Source organism: Thermus sp. LT1-2-5, assembly GCF_040363165.1.
In the GTDB taxonomy this organism is placed as follows: Bacteria; Deinococcota; Deinococci; order Deinococcales; family Thermaceae; genus Thermus.
The window spans coordinates 130,269-148,416 of the sequence record NZ_BSRG01000003.1 but is presented as its reverse complement, the minus strand read 5'-3'; the positions used below and the strand labels follow the sequence as shown (position 1 = coordinate 148,416).

Here is an 18,148-nt window from a genome sequence, read left to right as displayed (position 1 = left end):
CCTAGGCTTCCCCTTCTTTTTCCATCTCCCAGGTGAGGTCCCGCAGGAGCCAGCCCCGGCCCTGGGGGGTAATCTCCCCTGAGCTTAGGGCCTGGACCAGGTAGCGGCGCACCAGGCCCACGGGCACCCCAGTGGCGATCACCTCCCCCAGGTTGCGGGTTCCGTCCAGGAGGGCCTGGAGCTGGCCGTACTCCTCCAGGGTCTTGCCCTTGCGCCCCTGGTAGCGGATGCGCAGGGCGTACCAGGCGTAGCGGCGCAAGGGGTAGAGGTCCCCTTCCCTTACCCCCATGTAGGCCCGCTCCATGGCGATGAGGAGGGGAACCCCCCAGGCCTTGGCCGCGGCCCGGACGCTCTTGCCCCCCTGGAAGACCTCTAGGGGCGGCTTGGGACGGATGGCCTCCAGGACGCGGCTAGGAGAGTCCACCAGGGTGCGGAACCGGTCCCACTCGTCGTTTACCCGGGCCCACTCCCCCAGGAGGCTGGCGAAGGGGAGGAGGGGGCGCTCCTGGGAAGGGGGGCCGGGTTGGAAGCGGAAGGGGCCTTCCTTGGGGTGGAGGGGGAAGGCGAAGAGGGCCTCGAGGCCTTCCCAGTCCAGGATCGCCGCCCCCACCACCTCCCCGGCGGAGAAGCGGAGGGAAAGGGGCAAAGGCCCCACCTTCACCTCCAAAACCCCGGAGCGGCGGTGGCCGTGAATAAGCTCCAAAAGCTCCGTAAGAGGGATGGTGTTCAGGTTTCCTTCCAAAAGTATCCCTCCCCTAGGTTTAGGACCAAGGTCTGGCCCGGGCCGCGGTAACCCTCCAGGGCCCGGGCCACCCGTTCCTCCGTGCCCTGGCGCACCAAGGCGGCCAGGGTGGGCCCGGCCCCCCCCACGAAGGCGGCCAGGGCCCCCGCCTCCAGGGCGCCTTCCAGGGCCTCCAGCACCCCGGGCATGAGGTGGGCCCGGTGGGGCTGGTGGAGGCGGTCCCGGCAGGCCTCCCGCAGGGCCTCGAGGCGCCCCGAGTAGAGGGCGGCGGGCCAGAGGGCGCTTCGGGCCAGGTTGTAAACGGCATCGGCCAAGGGTACCCTTTCCGGCAGGGCGGCCCGGGCCAAGAGGGTGGGCACGGGGTAGGGGGGAACGGCCAGGACGAAGCGCACCCCCTCAGGCCTGGGCAAGGGGATGGCCAAGGGGGGGTCGCTCAGGGCGGCCACGAACCCTCCGTAGACCGCGGGGGCCACGTTGTCGGGATGGCCCTCCAGGCGGGCGGCCACCCGGAACACCCCTTCCCGCCCAAGCCGCCCGCCGGAAACCCGGTCCGCCAAGGCCACCCCCGCCACCAAGGCGGCGGAGGAGCTCCCCATGCCCCGGGCCAGGGGGATGGGGTTGAAGGCGCGGATGGCCAAGGGCTCTGCCTTCAAGCCCAAGGCGGCCATCCCCGCCCGGTAGCCCTGGTGGATCAGGTTGTCCGTTCCCGCCACCTGGCCTTCCCCCTCGTAGAGGAAGACGTCTTCCCGGGCCGGCTCCGCCTCCACCTCCAGGTAGAGGTCCAAGGCTACCCCCAAGGCGTCGAAGCCCGAGCCCAGGTTGGCTAAGGTAGCGGGGACGTAAAGGCGGGATAGGTCCATGGTTCGGGGCAACGCCCTTGCCCAAGACTATACCAGGCCAAAGGGGAGGCCGAGGCCCCCTTCAAGGGCCCGCCGCGCCCGGGGCAGGGCCTCCGCCACCTCCCGGGCCAAAAGGCCCACGCCCCTTTCCCCCGCCAAGAGGTCCCCGGCGAGGCCGTGCAGGTACACCCCAAGCCGGGCGGCATCGAAGGGGGGTAGCCCTGCGGCCAAAAGGGCGGCGATGGCCCCCGCCAGGACGTCCCCCGTGCCCCCGGTGGCCAGGGCGGGGTTGCCCGTGGGGTTCACGGAGGTCCGCTCCCCCTCCGCCACCACCGTGGGGTTCCCCTTGAGGACCACCGTGTGGCCCGTGGCCTCCGCCAGGGCCCGGGCGGCGGCCACGGGGTCTTTGGTTACCTCCTCCGGGGAGGTGCCCAGGAGCCTGGCCGCCTCCCCTGCGTGGGGGGTGAGGACCGCCTTGGCCCCGGTGCGGCGGTAGAGGGCCACCACCTCGAGGTGGAGGGCATCGGCGTCCAGGACCGTGGGCAGGCCCGCCTGCAGGGCCTCCAGGGCCCAGGCCTTCCCCCAGGGCCCCCCGCCCATGCCCACCGCCAGGGCCTCCACCTTCATGGGGGGAAGGGCGGGGGCGGGTACGGGGTGGAAGACGGCCTCCAGGGGCTCTAAGAGCGTCCCCTCAGGAACGGCCAGGTGCACCAGCCCCGCCCCCATGCGGTACGCCCCCCAGGCGGCCAGGAGGGGGGCGCCGGCGTAGCGGAGGGCGTCTCCCCGGTAGCCCCCGAGCACCCCCACCCGGCCCACGCTCCCCTTGTGGGCGGTGAGGGGGCGTTGGGGAAGGAGGGGCCTTAGGGCATCGGGGGTGGCCACCTCGGGGAGGTCCTCCCGCTCCAGGAGGGCTTGGGGCAGGCCGATCTCCGCCAGGAAAAGCGTGCCGCAGGCCTCGCGGTGGAGGAGGTGGGGCGTCTTGAGGGCGGCGAAGGCCACGGTGGCCGTGGCCCGCACGTGGGGGGTGAAGGGAAGGCCCGAGGGGAGGTCCAGGGAGAAAACGGGGAGCCTCGAGGCGTTCACCCGCTCCACCAGCCCGGCGTAAAACCCTTCCAGGGGGCCTTTGAGCCCGGTGCCGAAGAGGGCGTCCACCAGGACCTCCCCTTCCCCCCAAGCGGCCTCCTCCAGGGGAAGGAGGGGAAGGTTCATGGCCTCCAGGGCCCGCCGCATGAGGAGGGCATCCCCCCCTTGCCCTTCTGCGGCGTAGACCCGCACCCGCACCCCCTCCAAGAGGAGGTGCCGGGCCAGGGCAAGCCCGTCCCCGCCGTTATTCCCCTTGCCGCAGAGCACCACTGCGGGCGCTTCGCCGAAAAGCCTCCGGTAGGCCCGGGCGGCCTTCATCCCCGCCCACTCCATGAGGAGCAGGGTGGGGTAGCCCATCGCCTCCGCCTTCCTGTCCGCCTCCCGCATGGCCTCGGGGGTGAAAAGCCGCATCCCCCTTAGCCTACCGCGCTAGGATGGGATGGGGATGGAAAAGCTTCACGAGGCGCAAAGGCGGCTCAGGGAGGCCAAGCGGGTGGCGGTGCTCACGGGGGCGGGCATCTCCAAGCCCTCGGGCATCCCCACCTTCAGGGATGCGGAGGGCCTGTGGCGGAACTTCAACCCCCTGGACTACGCCACCCCCGAGGCCTATGCCAAGGACCCCGAAAGGGTGTGGGCCTGGTACGCCTGGCGCATCGCCAAGGTGCGGGAGGCCCTACCCAACCCCGCCCACCACGCCCTGGTGGAGCTGGAGCGGCGGGTGTTGGCCCGCGGGGGGGAGTTCCTCCTGGTGACGCAGAACGTGGACGGCCTCCACGCCCGGGCCGGAAGCCAGAACCTGGTGGAGCTCCACGGCAACCTCCTCTGGGCCCGGTGCGAGGCCTGCGGCCAGCGCTTTCCCCTGCCCGAAACCTTCACCCCGCCCCCCTTCTGCCCCGCCTGCGGCCACCGGGCCCGGCCCGACGTGGTCTGGTTCGGGGAGCTTCTCCCCCTTGGGGCCTGGGAGCGGGCGGAAAGGGCCTTCGCCCAGGCGGACGTGGCCTTGGTGGTGGGCACCAGCGCCGAGGTGGAGCCCGCCGCCTCCTTGGGGCGCATCGCCTTCGCCGCCGGGGCCTATCTGGTGGAGGTGAATCCCGAGCCCACCCCCCTCACCCCCTTGGCCCACCTCTCCCTGCGCCAGGGGGCGGTGGAGGGGCTTGCCGCCTTGCTCCAGGAGGGCTAGGGTGAGGGCCTTGGCCGACCTGTGCACCCTGGCCCGGGGCGGGGTGGCCTGTTGCCTCCTCCTCCGGGTGGGGGAGGGGCCAGAGGCCTTGGGGCAGGTGGTGCGCCTTCTTCTCCTGGGCTGGACCCTGGATGTTTTGGACGGGATGCTGGCCCGGGCCGCCGGGCGGCCCACCCGCCTCGCCGCCTGGGACTACCCCTTGGACGCCGGAATGGCCTGGGCGGGCTTCGCCTACCTCTTGGGGGCGGGCCTGGTGCCCCTGGGCTTGGGCCTTTCCTGGATGGTCCTGGCCCTTACCCTACTCCTCCGCTACCCCAACAAGAGCCTCTCCATGCTCCTCCAGGTGCCCGCCACCTTCACTCCCTTCCTCTTCGCCGCCTCCCTCGCTCCCGAGGCCTTTCGCGCCGCCTTGGTCTGGGCCCTCCTGGCCCTCCTCCTGGACGGGCGGCGCTTCCTTGGGGTGGTGCGGGAGTTTATGGCCGGGTTTCCTTAACCCACCCGGCCCCGCCCCCGGTCCAGGAGGTAGAAGAGGAGGCCGGAGAGGAGGGCGAGGAGGGCGGCCAGGCTCAAGGCCTCCCGAAAGGGCCCTTCCCCGGGGCGGCCGAGGCGCTCGTAGATGGCCAGGGTCAAGGTGGTCCACTCGGGCCGCCACAGCACCAGGCTCGCCCCAAACTCCCCCAGGAGGGCGGCTAAGGCCAAGGCCACCCCCGAGGCCAGGGCGGGGCGGAGGAGGGGAAGCTCTACCCGAAGGAAGGCGCGGAAGGGGGTGGCCCCCAGGGTTCGCGCCGCCTCCAGGAGGTTTGGGGGGAGGCTCCTAAGGGCCGGCAGGAGGGCCCGGGCCAGGAGGGGGTAGGCCAGGAGGGCGTAGGCGGTGAGGAGGAGGAGCAAGGAGCCCCGCAGGGTGGGGTAGGCCACCAGGTAGCCGAGGCCCACCGCCACCGGGCTCACCATGAGGGGGAAAAGGCCTAGGAGGTCCCAAAGCCCGCTCCGGCGCGCTGCCACCCCGTAGGCCACCCCCAGGGGCAGGGCCAGGAGGAGGGCGAGGAGGGTGAAGCGCAAGGAATTGGCCAGGGCCAGGGAAAGGGGGGTGAAGTCCTCTGAGGACCAGGCGGAGCGGAGGGCGGAAAGGTTCCCTTGGGCGAAGAGGGCCAGGAGGGGGGCGTAGAGGAGGAGGAAAAAGGCTCCAAGCCCTAAGGGATAGGCCAGGGAAGGGGCGGGGAGGAGGGGCCCTGGAGGGAGGGGGTAGGCCTTGAGGCGCAGGTAAAGGAGGACCGCAAGGCCCAGGGTGAAAAGCTGCCAGGCCATGAGGGCGCTGGCCTCGGGCAGGGCCAGGCGGTGGGCGAGGAGGGTGTAGACCTCCACCTCGAGGGTGGCGTGCCTGGGCCCCCCGAGGAGGAGGGGCACCCCAAAGGCGGAGAAGGTGTAGAGGAAGACGAGAAGCCCTGCGCCCCCCAGGGCGGGCAGTAGGAGGGGAAGCCCCACCCGAAGGAAGGCGCGAAGGGGCGTGGCCCCCAGGCTCCGCGCCGCCTGCAAAGGCGCTTCCAGGCCCAGGGCCACGGGGAGGAGGATCCTTAGGGCTAGCCCCAGGTTGTAGAACACCGCCGCCAGGAGGAGAAGGGCGAAGGTGCCGTAGAGGTCTACCCCCAGCACCCCTCGAGGGCCCAGCAGGGCCAAAAACCCCAGGGCCACCACCGGGGTGGGAAGGACGAAGGGCAAGGTGGAAAGGGAGAGGAAAAGGGCGCGCAAGGGGAAGCGCCGCCGGAAGAGGAAGGCCAAGGGAAGGGCCAGGGCGAGGGTGAGGAGGGCCGAGGCCAGGCCGTACTCCAGGCTAAAGCGGTAGCGCTCCCAGTAATAGGGGTTGGCCCAGGCGCTCCAAAACCCCACCCCTAGCCCCAGGAGAAGGAGGCGGAAGAGGGGGTAGAAGAGGGCGAAGGCAAGGAAGAGGAGGACCACCCACCCGGCGAGCCGCGCCATCCCCTAGCGCCGCCCCCGGCGCACCGCCTCCGGGCTTTGCCCCTGGAGGACCACCTTGGTCCACTCCTCGATCCAGCGCTCCCGGTTTTCCGCCATGCGCTTGGGGTCCAGCCGCACGCTCCCCACGGGTTCGGGGGCGAAGCGGAAGACCTCAGGGAGCTTGGCGTCCCGCCGGGCGGGGTACATCCACATCTCCGTGGGGAGGTTCTCCTGCACGGGACGGGAGAGGAGCCAGTCCACCAGCTTTTTGGCCCCTTCCAGGTTCCGGGTGCCCTTCAGGATGCCCACGAACTCCACCTGGAAGAAGGCAAGCTCCGGGAAGAGGTTGGCCGTGGGGGGCTCTTGGTACTTGCCCTCGGAGTAGTAGACCTCGGCGGCGGGGCTGGTGGTGTAGGAGACCACCAGGGGCCGGTCCCCCTTGTAGAGGGTGAAGTGGGTGTAGTAGGCCTCGCTCCAGCCCTTGGCCACCCGCACCCCGCCGTCCCGGAGCCGGGCCCAGAAGTCCAGGTAGCCGTCCTCGCCGAAGCGGGCCACGGTGGCCATGAGGAAGGCGAGGCCGGGGGAGCTGGTGGCGGGGTTTTGCACCACCAGGAGCCTGGCGTACTCGGGCTTGGCCAGGTCCTCGGGCGCCTTGGGCAAGGGCCGGTTCTGGAAGTAGGCCTTATCGTAGTTCAGGCTCACCCAACCGTAGTCCACGGGAAGGGCCCGGAAGGTGGGGTCCAGGAGCAAGGTGGCCTTGAGGTTCCTAATCTCCGGGCTCCGGTAGGGGAGGAGGATGTCCGCCTCCAAGGCTCGGGAGAGGAAGGTGTTGTCGAAGCCGTAGAGCACGTCTGCGATGGGGGCGTTTTTGGTGAGGATGGCCCGGTTCAGGGTTTCCCCCGCATCCCCCGCCTTGAGGATGCGGAGCTTCAGGCCCGTTTCCCGCTCGAACTGGGCGATGAGGCCCTTGTCCAGGGAAAAACTTTGGTGGGTAAGGAGCGTGACCTCCTGGGCCAGGCCGAAGGCCAAAAAGAGAAGGAACGCCAAGGCTTTACGCATAAAACCCCTCCTTGTCACCGGGAGGGGCCCGTCACCTTCCCTACGCCGGCATTACCCGGATCAGGTTCCAAGGGTATTTCTCAGCCCCTTTTGGGGCACCCCCGGTGACGCCCTTAGTCTACCACCCTTGGGGGGCGAGAAGGTGGGCCAGGCCGGCCTGGAAGGCCTCGGCAAAGGCCTCGGGGGCGTCGATCCAGGGGTAGTGCCCCGCCCCGGGCACCACCCGGATGGGCGCTTTAAGCCGCTCCGCCACCTCCTCGGCGTAGGGGTAGCTGGTGCCGTCCAGCTCCCCCACCACCACCGCCAGGGCCTTGGCGGAGGGGGTGAGGTGGGGGGTGTAGTCCAGGCGCCAAAGCCCGTTGCGCAAGAAGGCCCAGGCCGGGGTGTCGGGGCCCAGGATCCCCGAGCCCTCCGCCAGCCACTCGTACTCCAGGCGCCCCCTTGGGCTTGGGAACATAAGGCGGTCGAAAAGAAGCTTGGGCTCGGCCTTTTCCAAGGCGGCCCTGAGGTTTTCCTCCGGGTCCTCCCCCGGGGCGAGCCCCGCTGCCTCCGCCAGGCGGGCGGAAAGCCAAGGGAAGCTCACCCAGGGTCCCAGGAGCACGGCCCCCTCCGCCTCGGGGTAGCGGCGAAGCACCTCCAGGGCCACCACCGCCCCGAAGCCGTGGGCCACGAGGCCAAACCGTTCTATCCCCAGGGCTTCGGCCAGGGCCAGGGTGTCCTCCACCAGGGCATCGAGGGTGAAGAGCCGGGGGTCTTGGGGAAGCTCCAGGCTCCGCCCCGAGCCCCGCTGGTCAAAGTAGACCACGCGGAAGCCTTCCAAGTAGTCCTGGAGCCCTTCCCGGAGGACGTAGGCGTTCCCTCCGGGGCCCCCGTGGAGGACCAAAAGGGCGGGGGCGTGCACGTCCCCCACGTCCTCCACGTAAAGCTCCGCCTCCCCTACGGGGATGTACCCGATTTCTTCCCGCATCCCCTATAGACTACCCCATCCTCCAAGGTAAAGGTCCAGACCCTGACCCCAGGGAGGCCCTCCGCCAGGGCCTTGGCCTCCTCCGTGGCCCCAAAGACCTCGAGGAGGAAAACCCCTTCCCCGGCCAGGAGCCAAGAGGGGTGGGGGAGCCTTTGCGCCAGCGCCCAAAGGGGCTCCCGTTCCTTGCCCTCCACGAAGAGCACCCTCATCCCTTCCCCCAAAGCCGGTGGTAAAGGAGGACCTCGGCGCTTTCCTCCAGGGTGGTGAGGAGGGCATAGGCCTCCAGCAGGGCCTCTTCCGGTCTTTCCTTGCGCCCCAGGGCGAAAGCCCCGTGCCCCTTCAGGAGGCAGACCGGGTGTTCCCGGAGGGCCTCCGCCACCGCCAAGGCCGCTTCCTCCGTGGCGGAGGTGGTCTTGGGGGAGAGGACCGGGACTTCCTTGAGGTAGAGCCGGCCCTCGAGGTCCAAGGGGATGAGCCGCTCTAGGTGCAAGGAAAGGGCCACCGCCACCCGGGGGTGGGCGTGGGCCAGGGCCTGGGCCTTTGTCTGCCGGTAGACCTCCCGGTGGATCACGCTCTCCACGCTGGCCCCAGGGGGAAAGGGGCCTTCTAAGGGAACTTCCACCAGGTCCTCCGGGGTAAGCCGGGCTTTCTGCACCCCGCTTTTGGTGATGAGGAAGCCGTCCTTGGTGCGGACGGAAAAGTTGCCTGCGGTGGCGGAGATGAGGCCCTGGGCGAAGAGGTCTTCCCCCACCTGGCGGAAGACGGCGTAGAGCCTAGCTAGCATGGCCCCATTATGCGGCAAAAGGCGGCGGGGTTTTCCCGCCGCCCCATAAGCCCTCCCTTAAGCCTGCTTGCCCGGCTGCTCCCGGCGGGGGGCCCGGCGGGCAGGGGCCTCCTTGGTGGCCTCCACCGCCTCCTTGCGGGCTTCCTCCAGGGCCTTCAGGGTCTTCTGGTCCACCACCTGGGTGAAGCGCACGAAGTCCGAGCCGGTGCCGGCGGGGATCAGGCGGCCCAGGATGACGTTTTCCTTGAGGCCAATGAGCTCGTCCTTCTTGCCGGCGATAGCCGCCTCGGTGAGGACGTGGGTGGTGTTCTGGAAGCTGGCGGCGGAAAGCCAGCTCTTGGTGGAGAGAGCGCTCTTGGTCACCCCCATCAGGAGGGGCTTCCAGGCCACCGGGGTCTTGCCCTCGGCGATGAGCCGCTCGTTCAGGGCCTCCACGTCCCACTTCTCCAGGACCTGGCCCTCGAGGAGGCGGCTGTCCCCGGGGTCGGTGACCTCCACGTACTTGAGCATCTGCCGCACCACGATCTCGATGTGCTTGTCGTGGAGCTTCACGCCCTGAGCCCGGTAGACCTTCTGGATCTCATCCACCAGGTAGCGTTCCACCGCCTCCGGTCCCTTGGCCTCCAGGAGCTGGTGCGGGTCGATGGCCCCACGGGTGAGGGGCTGGCCCGCCTCCACGTAGTCCCCGTCCTTCACCACCAAGCGGGCGTCCTTGGGGAGCTTGTACTCCTTGGCGAAGCCCTCGGACTCCACGAAGACGGAAAGCTTGTCCTCGGTTTCCTCAATGCGCACCACGCCATCGATCTCCGAGATCACCGCCTTGGCCTTGGGCCTGCGGGCCTCGAAGAGCTCGATGACGCGGGGCAGACCCTGGGTGATGTCCGTACCCGTGGCCACGCCGCCGGTGTGGAAGGTGCGCATGGTGAGCTGGGTGCCCGGCTCCCCGATGGACTCCGCTGCCACCACCCCCACCGCCTCGCCGATGGACACGGGCCGGGCCATGGAGAGGTCGTAGCCGTAGCACTTCTGGCACACCCCATAGCGGGTCTGGCAGGTGAGGGGGCTCCGCACGGGCACTTCCTTGACCTCCCCGGCCTCCGCCCCCTTGATGAGGAGGTTGACGTCTTCCAAGGAGAGGTAGCGGCCCTCCTCGAGGCGCACCCCCTGCACCTCCACCTCCCGGGCCAGGACCCTCCCGTAAAGCCCCGCCTCGATGTCCGAGCGCTTCCTGAGGCGCAAGGAGCGGGTCACCTCGTCGGGCTGGAAGAGGGGGACGGAGATGTAGTTGGTGGTGCCACAGTCTGCCTCCCGCACCACGATCTCGTGGGCCACATCCACCAGCTTGCGGGTGAGGTAGCCCGAGTCGGCGGTCCTGAGGGCGGTGTCCGCCCCACCTTTCCGCGCCCCGTGGCTGGAGATGAAGTACTCCAGCACCGTGAGCCCCTCGCGGAAGGAGGAGCGCACCGGCACCTCAAAGGTTTCGCCGGAGGGCTTTTGCATGAGGCCCCGCATGCCGCAAAGCTGGCGGATCTGTTGCGGGTTACCCCGGGCCCCGGACTGGGCCATCACGTAGAGGGGGTTGAAGGGGTAGTTCTCCTCAAAGTTCTTGAACACCGCCTGGGTGACCTTCTCCGTGGTTTCCGTCCAGAGCTGGATCACCTGGTCGTACCGCTCCCGGTCGGTGAGGAAGCCCATCTCGTAGGCCTGCTCGATCTGGCGGAGCTTGCGGTCGGCCTCCTCCAGGTACTTCTGTTTCTCCGCCGGGATCACGGCGTCGTCGATGCCGATGGTGATGCCGCTGGTGGTGGAGAGGGTGAAGCCGTAGTACTTGAGGGCGTCCAGCAGCCGGGCGGTCTTCTCAATGCCCAGGCGCAGGAAGGACTGGTAGACCAGGTCCTTGAGGGAGTTCTTTTCCTGGGGAACGTCCATCTGGAGGAGCTCCTGGGCCACCTTCTCGTCCCCCACCGCCTCGCCCACGATACGGGCGAAGAGGATGCGGCCCGGGCTCGTTTCCAGCCGCTTGCCCATGTAGCGCACCGTGACCACGTCCTGCAGGTCCAGCAGGCCGTGGGCCACGGCCAAAAGGGCCTCGTCGGGGTTGGCGAAGACGAACTTGAGGCGCCCCACGCTGGTTTCCTTGCCCGCTACCTTGATGGGGGCGTTCAGGGCCACCTCGCCCCGCTCGTGGGCGGCCAGGGCCTCCTCAGGGGTGGCGAACTCCCGCCCGGCGCCCCGCTTCTCCCGCCGCACCTGGGTGATGTAGTAAAGCCCCAGGATGATGTCCCGGCTTGGCTTGGCCAGGGGTTCCCCGGAGGCGGGGGAGAGGAGGTTGTGGGCGGAGAGCATCTGGATGCGGGCCTCCGCCTGGGCGAAGGAGGAAAGGGGCACGTGCACCGCCATCTGGTCCCCGTCAAAGTCGGCGTTGAAGGCCTCGCAGACCAGGGGGTGGAGCTGGATGGACTGCCCTTCCACCAGAACGGGCTGGAAGGCCTGGATCCCCAGGCGGTGCAGGGTGGGGGCGCGGTTCAGGAGGACCACCTTGCCGTGGATCACCTCCTCCAGGGCGTCCCACACCTCGTCCTTGATGTCCCGCTGGCGCTCCAACATGCGCCGGGCCGCCTTGACGTTGGGGGCGATGCCCTTTTCCTCCATCTTCTTGAGGAGGAAGGGCTTGAAGAGCTCCAGGGCCATGCGCTTGGGCAGGCCGCACTGGTGGAGCTTGAGCTGGGGCCCCACCACGATCACCGAGCGGCCCGAGTAGTCCACCCGCTTGCCCAAAAGGTTCTGCCGGAAGCGGCCCTGTTTGCCAGAAAGGACGTCGGTGAGGCTTCTAAGGGGGCGGTCGGAGCCGGGGTTGGTCACGGGGGCTCCGCGGCGGCCGTTATCGATGACGGCGTCCACCGCCTCTTGGAGCATGCGCTTCTCGTTGCGGATGATGATCTCCGGCGCCCCTTGGGCCAAAAGCTTCTTCAAGCGGTTGTTGCGGTTGATGAGGCGGCGGTAGAGGTCGTTGAGGTCGCTGGTGGCGAAGCGGCCCCCGTCCACCTGGACCATGGGGCGGAGGTCCGGGGGCAGGACGGGAACGGCCTCGAGGATCATCCACTCGGGGCGGTTGCCGGAGTCCAGGAAGGCCCGCACCACCTCTAGGCGCTTGCGGGCCTTGGCCCGCCGGGCCCGGGAGGGGTGCTTCATCTCCTCCAGGAGCTCTTGTTCCAGAGCCTCGAGGTCCAGCTCCTTGAGGAGGGCCTGGATGGCCTCGGCCCCCATGCGGGCGTCTATATCGTAGGACTCCACCACCCGCACCACGTTGCGGACCAGGTCCACCTCCACCCGGCCGTAGATCTCGCTCTTTACCTTGCCCCCGTCTGCCAGCACGTCCCCCGGGGCCACCCGGTCGCCGGTGGTGACCTCCACGTCGTCCTCAAAGGGGTAGAGGCGAGCCTTCATTACCACAATGCTGGCGGGCTCGTGCAGATGCACCACGCCCTCCGCCTCGGCGATGACCTCCTCCTCGGGGTCGATGGCGGCCACGATCTTTTCCCCGGCTTCCACCCTCGCCCCCTCGGGGACCACCACGTTCATGTGGGGGGCCACCCGGTACTCCTTGGGCTCGGTCCACTCCAGGGAGAGGGTGAGGTAGACGCTTTCCCCTTCCTCCTCCGCCTCCACCACCTTGGCGTACATGTGGCGGGGTAGGCGCAAAAGGCCCTTCCCTTCCGCCAGGGGCTGGCCTTTCTCCACGATCTCCCCGTGCACCACCAAGGGGGTCAGGCCCACGGGGAGGAAGTAGCGGGCCACGGGCTCCTCGTTTCGCAGGAGGGTGAGGAGGTAGCCCTCTTGGAGCTCCGTGAGCTCCACCACTCCCTCCTCCTCGGCCCGGAGGAGGTAGGGCTCGGGAAGCTCCGCCAGGATCTCCCCAGGCTTATACGCCTCCTTCTCCACCCAGGCGGCCAGGGGCAGGCGCAAGGAGGCCCGCTCCTTTTTCAGGTAGTCCACTACCACCCGGCGGGGGAAGCGGTACAGCGCCACCCCGTCCATGCGGCTCACCACCCCGGGGGCGAGCTCCTGGCCCTTCACCACCTCCTCTCCGTCCTTCACCAGGGCGTCCACCCCGCTGGGCAGGGGGTAGGTTTCCTGCTTGCCGTAGCGGAGCTCCCGGTACTCCTCGTCGGTGAGGAGCTGGCGCTTCTCCACGGGTACGCCGTTCAGGATGGCCCCCTTGGGGTCCAAGACGATGTACTTGCTGAAGTAGAGCACCTGCTCCAGCTCGGTGGCGGAAAGGTCCAGGAGGGTGCCGATCTTGGAGGGCACGTCCTTGACGAACCAGATGTGGGCGGCGGGGGTGGCGAGCTCGATGTGCCCCATGCGGTAGCGGCGCACGATGCTCTTGGTCACCTCCACGCCGCAGCGCTCGCACACCTTGCCCTCAAAGCGCTGGCGCTTGTACTTGCCGCAGGCGCACTCGTAGTCCTTGATGGGACCGAAGATGCGCTCGTCAAAGAGCCCGTCCCGTTCGGGCTTCAGGGTGCGGTAGTTGATGGTTTCCGGCTTCTCCACCTCCCCGTAGCTCCAGGAGCGGATCTTTTCGGGGGAGGCCAGGGCGATGCGGACCTTGCGGACTTCCTTTTTCATCGTTCCTCCGGGTTTTTAGCGCTTGGACGCCAGGCCCTCGAAGATGTCCACGGGGTTGTCCTTCTCGTCCAGGGTCTGCACGTCCAGGGCCAGGGCCTGTAGCTCCTTGACCAAGACGCGGAAGGACTCGGGCACGCTGGGCTCGGGCACGTCCTCGCCCTTGATGATGGCCTCGTAGGCGGCGTTGCGGCCTTCTATGTCGTCGGACTTGAGGGTAAGCATCTCCTGCAGGGTGTGGGCGGCCCCGTAGGCCTCGAGGGCCCATACCTCCATCTCCCCGAAGCGCTGGCCACCGAACTGGGCCTTGCCGCCCAAAGGTTGCTGGGTGATGAGGGAGTAGGGGCCGGTGGAGCGGGCGTGCATCTTGTCCTCCACCATGTGGTAGAGCTTCATGATGAACATCTGCCCCACCACGATGGGCCCCTCAATGGGCTCGCCGGAACGGCCATCGTAGAGCACCACCTTGCCCTGGGTGAAGAGCTCCTTGAGCTGTTCCTCCGGGCTCTTGTCCGGGCTCACCAAGCCAAGCTTCGTGGCCCGTGCCAGGACCTCTTTCTCCCGCTTGTCCACCCCGAAGCCCTCGGCCTTGCGCTTGCCAAAGTAAAGGTCAAAGGCCTCGGCCAAGAGCTCCTTGATCTCGGGCTCCGTGGCCCCGTCAAACACCGGGGAGATGTAGCGCTGGCCCAGGAAGTAGCCCGCCAGGCCCAGGTGGGTTTCCAGGATCTGCCCCAGGTTCATCCGGCTCGGCACCCCCAGGGGGTTCAGGATCACGTCCACCGGGGTGCCGTCCGGCAGGTGGGGCATGTCCTCCACGGGGAGGATCTTGGCCACCACGCCCTTGTTCCCGTGGCGGTTGGCCAGCTTGTCCCCCACTTGGAGCTTGCGCTTTTGCGCCACGAAGACCCGCACCACCTCCCGCACCCCGGGCTTGAGCTCCACCCCCGGGTCGCCCCGCTTGAGGCGCAGGGTACCCACCACGATGCCCCCTTCCCCGGGGGGCACCCGCAAGGAGGTGTCCTTCACGTCCCGGGCCTTCTCGCCAAAGATGGAGCGGAGGAGGCGCTCCTCGGGGGAGGGCTCCTGCTCGCCCTTGAAGCTGGTGCGGCCCACCAGGATGTCGCCCGGCTTCACCTCGGCGCCGATGCGCACCACACCCTCCTCGTCCAGGTCGCGCAAGGCCGCCTCGGAGAGATGGGGGATGTCCCGGGTGATGCGCTCGGGGCCCAGTTTGGTGTCCCGGGCCTCGATCTCGTAGCGCTCGATGTGGATGGAGGTGTAGAAGTCCCGCTTCAGGAGCTCCTCGCTGATGACGATGGCGTCCTCAAAGTTGTAGCCGTCAAAGGGCATGATGGCCACCAGGACGTTCTGCCCCAGGGCCAAGAAGCCCTCCTCGGAGGCGGGGCCGTCCGCCAGGAGGTCCCCCTTCTTCACCTTCTGGCCCACCACCACCCGGGGGCGTTGGTCCAAGGCGGTGCCCTGGTTGGAGCGCACGTAGCGGCGCAAGGGGTATTCCACCAGGCGGCCGTCCTCGTAACGCACGGCAATGCGGCGGCCGTCCACTGCCACCACCTCCCCGTCCTCCTCGGCGTACAGGGCGGCCAAGGAGTCCCGCACCACCCGCTCCTCCAGGCCCGTCATCACCACCGGGGCCTGGGCCCGGATGAGGGGCACCGCCTGGGTCTGCATGTTGGAACCCATCAGGGCCCGGTTGGCGTCGTCGTGCTCCAGGAAGGGGATGAGGTTGGTGTTCACGGAGAAGACCTGCTTGGGGGAGACGTCCATGAACTCCACCTCTTCCGGGCTTACGATCACGGGCTCCCCGCGCCGCCGGGCCACCACCCGGTCTGTGGCAATGCGGTTGCCCTCGAGGGGGGTGTTGGCCTGGGCGATGGTGAAGCGGTCCTCCTCCGTGGCGGTCATGTAGGCCACCTCGTCCGTCACCACCCCGTTCACCACCCGGCGGTAGGGGGTGCGGATGAAGCCCAGCTCGTCCACCCGGGCGTAGGCGGCCAAGGAGGTGATGAGGCCGATGTTGGCCCCTTCCGGGGTCTCCACCGGGCAGATGCGGCCGTAGTGGGTGCGGTGGACGTCGCGCACGTCAAAGCCCGCCCGCTCCCGGGTAAGCCCCCCTGGGCCCAAGGCGGAGATGCGGCGCTTGTGCCGCAAGGAGGAAAGGGGGTTGGTCTCGTCCTTGAACTGGGAGAGCTGGCTACGGCTGAAGAACTCGCGGATGGCGGCCTCGAGGGGCCGATTGTTCACCAGCTTGGCCGGGGTCAGGGCATCCCCGCCCATAACCATGCGCTCCCGCACCCCGCGGGCCAGGCGGCTTAAGCCCACCCGGAACTGGTCGGCCATGAGCTCCCCCACCGTGCGGATGCGGCGGTTGCCCAGGTGGTCGATGTCGTCCACCTCGTGGCCCGGCACCCCAGCGGTGAGGGCGAAGAGGTAGCGCAGGGTGGGCAGGAAGACCTCGTCCTTGAACTCCCCGTCCTCGAAGCGGGCCAGGGTACGGCCCGTGAGGCGGATGCCGAGCTTCTCCTCCGCTTTGTACCGCCCCGCCTCTCCCAGGTCGTAGCGCCGGGGGTCGGCCAGGAGGCCATAGAGGTAGGCCAGGGCCTTGTCCTTCTTGGGCGGGTCCCCCGGGCGGAGCAGGGTGAAGAGGCGCACCAGGGCTTCCTCGGGGCGCATGGCGAGCACCGCCTCGTCCAGTAGACCTTGCACCAGCTCCCCGTAGGCCCCAAGCTCGCGGTTCAAGGTTTCGGCGTCGTACCCCAGGACCCTGAGGAGCAGGATCAGGGGGAACTTGCGCTTGTTGACCTTCATGGAGACGGTGCCGTTCGTCTCCAATTCCAGGTCAATCCAAGGTCCCCGCTTGGGCAAGGGGATGATGCTGGCAATGTACCGACCGGGGCGGGTGGGGTCGGGGGTGAAGTACACCCCGGGGGAGCGGTGGATCTGGGAAACGATGACCCGGTCGGCCCCGTTGATAATAAAGGAGCCGTCTTCGGTCATCAGGGGGATGTGGCCTAGGAAGACCTCGTCCTCCTTGATGAGCCCCGTGTCCTTGTGGATGAGCTGGAGACGGGCGTACAAGGGAGCCTGGTAGGTCAGGTCCTTCTGCCGGCACTCGTCGGGGGGAAAGGGAGGCTCTCCGATGCGGTACTCCAAGAAGTCCAGGACCAGACCGCCCTTGCCCTTGTCCCCCTCCTCGATGGGGAAGGTCTCCTTGAAGGCCGCTTGGATGCCCACGTTCTCCCGCTTGTCGGGGGGGACGTCCGCCTGAAGGGCCTTCTTGTAGGAAGCCACCTGGATTTCCGTAAGGGGAGGCAAAGGAATAACCTCTCGGATGCGACCAAACCGCTTAATCTCCATGCGTCACCTCAAAGGGTAAGCGGGCCGCCCGAGGTAAGCTAACAGGGTTCTTCCGCAAGGGGTAGGTCCCTTGCGGTGGCTGGCTCTTACCGTGCTCCCTTGGCCCGACCAAAGAGCACAAACTTTACCTTATATGAAACCCCCTTTTCCGTCAACATGTGTTTTTGAACTAGGGGGTAAGCCGATGGCGGTCTCGGGGAAAGGCCCGGGCGTAGCGCACGTTGGGCAGGCCCAGGAGCTTTTGCGTGAGCCTTTCCGCCCCGATGGCGAAGCCCCCATGGGGGGGCATGCCGTACTTGAAGACCTCCAGGTACCCCTTGAAGCCCTCGGGGTCCATGCCCTTTTCCTCTAGGCTTCGCAAAAGCTCCTCGTAGCGGTGGATGCGCTGGCCTCCCGAGGTGATCTCCAGGCCGCGGAAGAGGAGGTCAAAGCTCCGGGTGGTGCCGTCGGGCTCGGGGTAGGTGTAGAAGGGGCGCACCGCCTTGGGGTAGCGGGTGAGGAAGAGCCAGTCCGTACCCCAGCGCTCCTTGGCGTACTGGCCCAAAAGGCGCTCCGCCTCCTCGGAGAGGTCCTGCCCGGCGGGGTAGCCGAGCTCCTCCTTGAGGAGGCGGCGGGCCTCCGCCAGGGTTAGGCGGGGGATGTCCTTGGGGATGGAGGGCCACTCGGCCTCGAGGAGCCGGATCTCGTTCCCCGCGCTGGTGAGGGCCTCCTCCAACATTTCCTGAAGGAGCTCCTCCTCCAGGCGCATGAGGTCTTCTTCCCCCCTGAGGAAGCCCATCTCCACGTCCAGGGAGAGGTACTCGTTCAGGTGGCGGCTGGTGTTGTGCTCCTCCATGCGCCACACCGGGGCTACCTCGTAGACCCGCTCGAACACCCCCACCATGATCTGCTTGTAGAGCTGGGGCGACTGGGCCAGGTAGGCCCGGTGTTCAAAGTAGTCCACGCCGAAAAGCCCCGAGCCCCCTTCCGCCCCGGCCCGCACCACCTTGGGGGTGAAGATCTCCGTGAAGTCCTGCCGGTCCAAGTAGCGGCGGAAGCCCCGCACCAAGGCGGCTTGGACCTTAAGGGGGGCGCGGGCCTTTTCCCCCCTTAGGGTCACGTAACGGTATTCCAGGAGGGTGTCGGGGTGGGCCCGCCACTCCTCCTTGGGGATCTCCACCGGGGTGGGTTCCAGGGCGGGGGAGAGGACCTCCAGGTCCCGGGCCTGGACCTCGAGGCCCCCCGGGGCCTTGGGGCTTACCACCACCACCCCCCGCACCCGGAGGGAGGACTCGGGTAGGGGAAGCTTCCTGCCCCCCGTGACCACCTGCACTACCCCGCTTCGGTCCCGCAGGAGGAGGAACTGCACCTTCCCCAGGTCCCGGCGCCAGTGGAGAAAGCCTAGAAGCTCCACCTCTTTGCCCACGTGCTCCTTTAGGTCCTTCACCAGTACGCGCATCCTTCCCTCCCTATAGCGCTAACCCCCCCGGCCATGGGGACCGGGGGGGTCGGGTGCGCCGCCCCCCAGCTAGCTGTTGTTAAGCAAGCGCCGGCGCAT

Annotated in this window: 13 protein-coding genes and 1 riboswitch; of the genes, 2 read left to right on the top strand and 11 right to left on the bottom strand. The window is 68.4% G+C overall.

What is annotated here, in order from left to right; translation table 11 throughout:
- Position 1 precedes the first annotated feature (1 nt).
- From ABXG85_RS04450 to ABXG85_RS04440, 3 genes are read right to left on the bottom strand one after another with little or no spacing between them, the layout of a single operon-like run.
- Positions 2–742, bottom strand: a complete 741-nt coding sequence (locus tag ABXG85_RS04450; RefSeq protein ID WP_353512525.1) for a DUF4388 domain-containing protein — start codon at positions 740–742, stop codon at positions 2–4.
- Positions 727–1,602 (bottom strand): homoserine kinase, encoded by an 876-nt coding sequence (gene thrB, locus ABXG85_RS04445; RefSeq protein ID WP_353512524.1) that lies wholly within the window; start codon positions 1,600–1,602, stop codon positions 727–729. Before thrB ends, ABXG85_RS04450 begins: the two co-directional genes overlap by 16 nt.
- A gap of 27 nt (positions 1,603–1,629) precedes the next feature.
- The gene (locus ABXG85_RS04440; protein WP_353512523.1) at positions 1,630–3,075 is read right to left on the bottom strand and encodes an NAD(P)H-hydrate dehydratase; all 1,446 of its coding nucleotides are present in this window, start codon (positions 3,073–3,075) and stop codon (positions 1,630–1,632) included.
- Positions 3,076–3,109: 34 nt separating this feature from the next.
- Between ABXG85_RS04440 and ABXG85_RS04435 the strand changes: the two genes are divergently transcribed.
- Both ABXG85_RS04435 and ABXG85_RS04430 read left to right on the top strand, forming a co-directional pair.
- Entirely contained in the window at positions 3,110–3,844 is a 735-nt protein-coding gene (locus ABXG85_RS04435; RefSeq protein ID WP_353512522.1) for an SIR2 family NAD-dependent protein deacylase, read from the top strand.
- 1 nt (position 3,845) lies between these two features.
- Positions 3,846–4,337: a hypothetical protein gene (locus ABXG85_RS04430; protein ID WP_353512521.1), complete on the top strand. Its 492-nt coding sequence runs from the start codon at positions 3,846–3,848 to the stop codon at positions 4,335–4,337.
- Here ABXG85_RS04430 and ABXG85_RS04425 read toward each other — a convergent pair.
- From ABXG85_RS04425 to aspS, 8 genes are all read right to left on the bottom strand, one after another.
- Complete coding sequence (locus ABXG85_RS04425) at positions 4,334–5,818, bottom strand: ABC transporter permease (RefSeq protein WP_353512520.1); 1,485 nt, start codon at positions 5,816–5,818, stop codon at positions 4,334–4,336. The genes ABXG85_RS04430 and ABXG85_RS04425 overlap by 4 nt on opposite strands.
- 3 nt (positions 5,819–5,821) lie before the next feature.
- On the bottom strand, positions 5,822–6,856 hold the full coding sequence (locus tag ABXG85_RS04420) for a thiamine ABC transporter substrate-binding protein (protein ID WP_353512519.1): 1,035 nt from the start codon (positions 6,854–6,856) through the stop codon (positions 5,822–5,824).
- 19 nt (positions 6,857–6,875) lie between these two features.
- Positions 6,876–6,969: riboswitch (TPP riboswitch) on the bottom strand.
- Positions 6,970–6,974: 5 nt separating this feature from the next.
- Positions 6,975–7,823 (bottom strand): alpha/beta fold hydrolase, encoded by an 849-nt coding sequence (locus ABXG85_RS04415; RefSeq protein ID WP_353512518.1) that lies wholly within the window; start codon positions 7,821–7,823, stop codon positions 6,975–6,977.
- Positions 7,793–8,032, bottom strand: a complete 240-nt coding sequence (locus ABXG85_RS04410; protein ID WP_353512517.1) for a hypothetical protein — start codon at positions 8,030–8,032, stop codon at positions 7,793–7,795. Before ABXG85_RS04410 ends, ABXG85_RS04415 begins: the two co-directional genes overlap by 31 nt.
- The gene (locus ABXG85_RS04405) at positions 8,029–8,607 is read right to left on the bottom strand and encodes a fuculose-1-phosphate aldolase (RefSeq protein WP_353512516.1); all 579 of its coding nucleotides are present in this window, start codon (positions 8,605–8,607) and stop codon (positions 8,029–8,031) included. Before ABXG85_RS04405 ends, ABXG85_RS04410 begins: the two co-directional genes overlap by 4 nt.
- Before the next feature lie 57 nt (positions 8,608–8,664).
- Positions 8,665–13,239: a DNA-directed RNA polymerase subunit beta' gene (gene rpoC, locus ABXG85_RS04400; RefSeq protein ID WP_353512515.1), complete on the bottom strand. Its 4,575-nt coding sequence runs from the start codon at positions 13,237–13,239 to the stop codon at positions 8,665–8,667.
- A 15-nt stretch (positions 13,240–13,254) separates the two neighbouring features.
- Entirely contained in the window at positions 13,255–16,611 is a 3,357-nt protein-coding gene (rpoB, locus tag ABXG85_RS04395) for a DNA-directed RNA polymerase subunit beta (protein ID WP_353512514.1), read from the bottom strand.
- Between the two features lie 169 nt (positions 16,612–16,780).
- Positions 16,781–18,049, bottom strand: coding sequence for an aspartate--tRNA(Asn) ligase (aspS, locus tag ABXG85_RS04390; RefSeq protein WP_353512513.1), 1,269 nt, complete (start codon positions 18,047–18,049; stop codon positions 16,781–16,783).
- Between the last annotated feature and the right edge of the window lie 99 nt (positions 18,050–18,148).

Bases quoted from the DNA above. Each gene is read 5' to 3' on its own strand.
- thrB (WP_353512524.1), bottom strand. From the start codon at position 1,602: ATGGACCTATCCCGCCTTTACGTCCCCGCTACCTTAGCCAACCTGGGC.
- ABXG85_RS04440 (WP_353512523.1), bottom strand. From the start codon at position 3,075: ATGCGGCTTTTCACCCCCGAGGCCATGCGGGAGGCGGACAGGAAGGCG.
- ABXG85_RS04435 (WP_353512522.1), top strand. From the start codon at position 3,110: ATGGAAAAGCTTCACGAGGCGCAAAGGCGGCTCAGGGAGGCCAAGCGG.
- ABXG85_RS04425 (WP_353512520.1), bottom strand. From the start codon at position 5,818: ATGGCGCGGCTCGCCGGGTGGGTGGTCCTCCTCTTCCTTGCCTTCGCC.
- ABXG85_RS04420 (WP_353512519.1), bottom strand. From the start codon at position 6,856: ATGCGTAAAGCCTTGGCGTTCCTTCTCTTTTTGGCCTTCGGCCTGGCC.
- ABXG85_RS04415 (WP_353512518.1), bottom strand. From the start codon at position 7,823: ATGCGGGAAGAAATCGGGTACATCCCCGTAGGGGAGGCGGAGCTTTAC.
- ABXG85_RS04410 (WP_353512517.1), bottom strand. From the start codon at position 8,032: ATGAGGGTGCTCTTCGTGGAGGGCAAGGAACGGGAGCCCCTTTGGGCG.
- ABXG85_RS04405 (WP_353512516.1), bottom strand. From the start codon at position 8,607: ATGCTAGCTAGGCTCTACGCCGTCTTCCGCCAGGTGGGGGAAGACCTC.
- rpoC (WP_353512515.1), bottom strand. From the start codon at position 13,239: ATGAAAAAGGAAGTCCGCAAGGTCCGCATCGCCCTGGCCTCCCCCGAA.
- rpoB (WP_353512514.1), bottom strand. From the start codon at position 16,611: ATGGAGATTAAGCGGTTTGGTCGCATCCGAGAGGTTATTCCTTTGCCT.
- aspS (WP_353512513.1), bottom strand. From the start codon at position 18,049: ATGCGCGTACTGGTGAAGGACCTAAAGGAGCACGTGGGCAAAGAGGTG.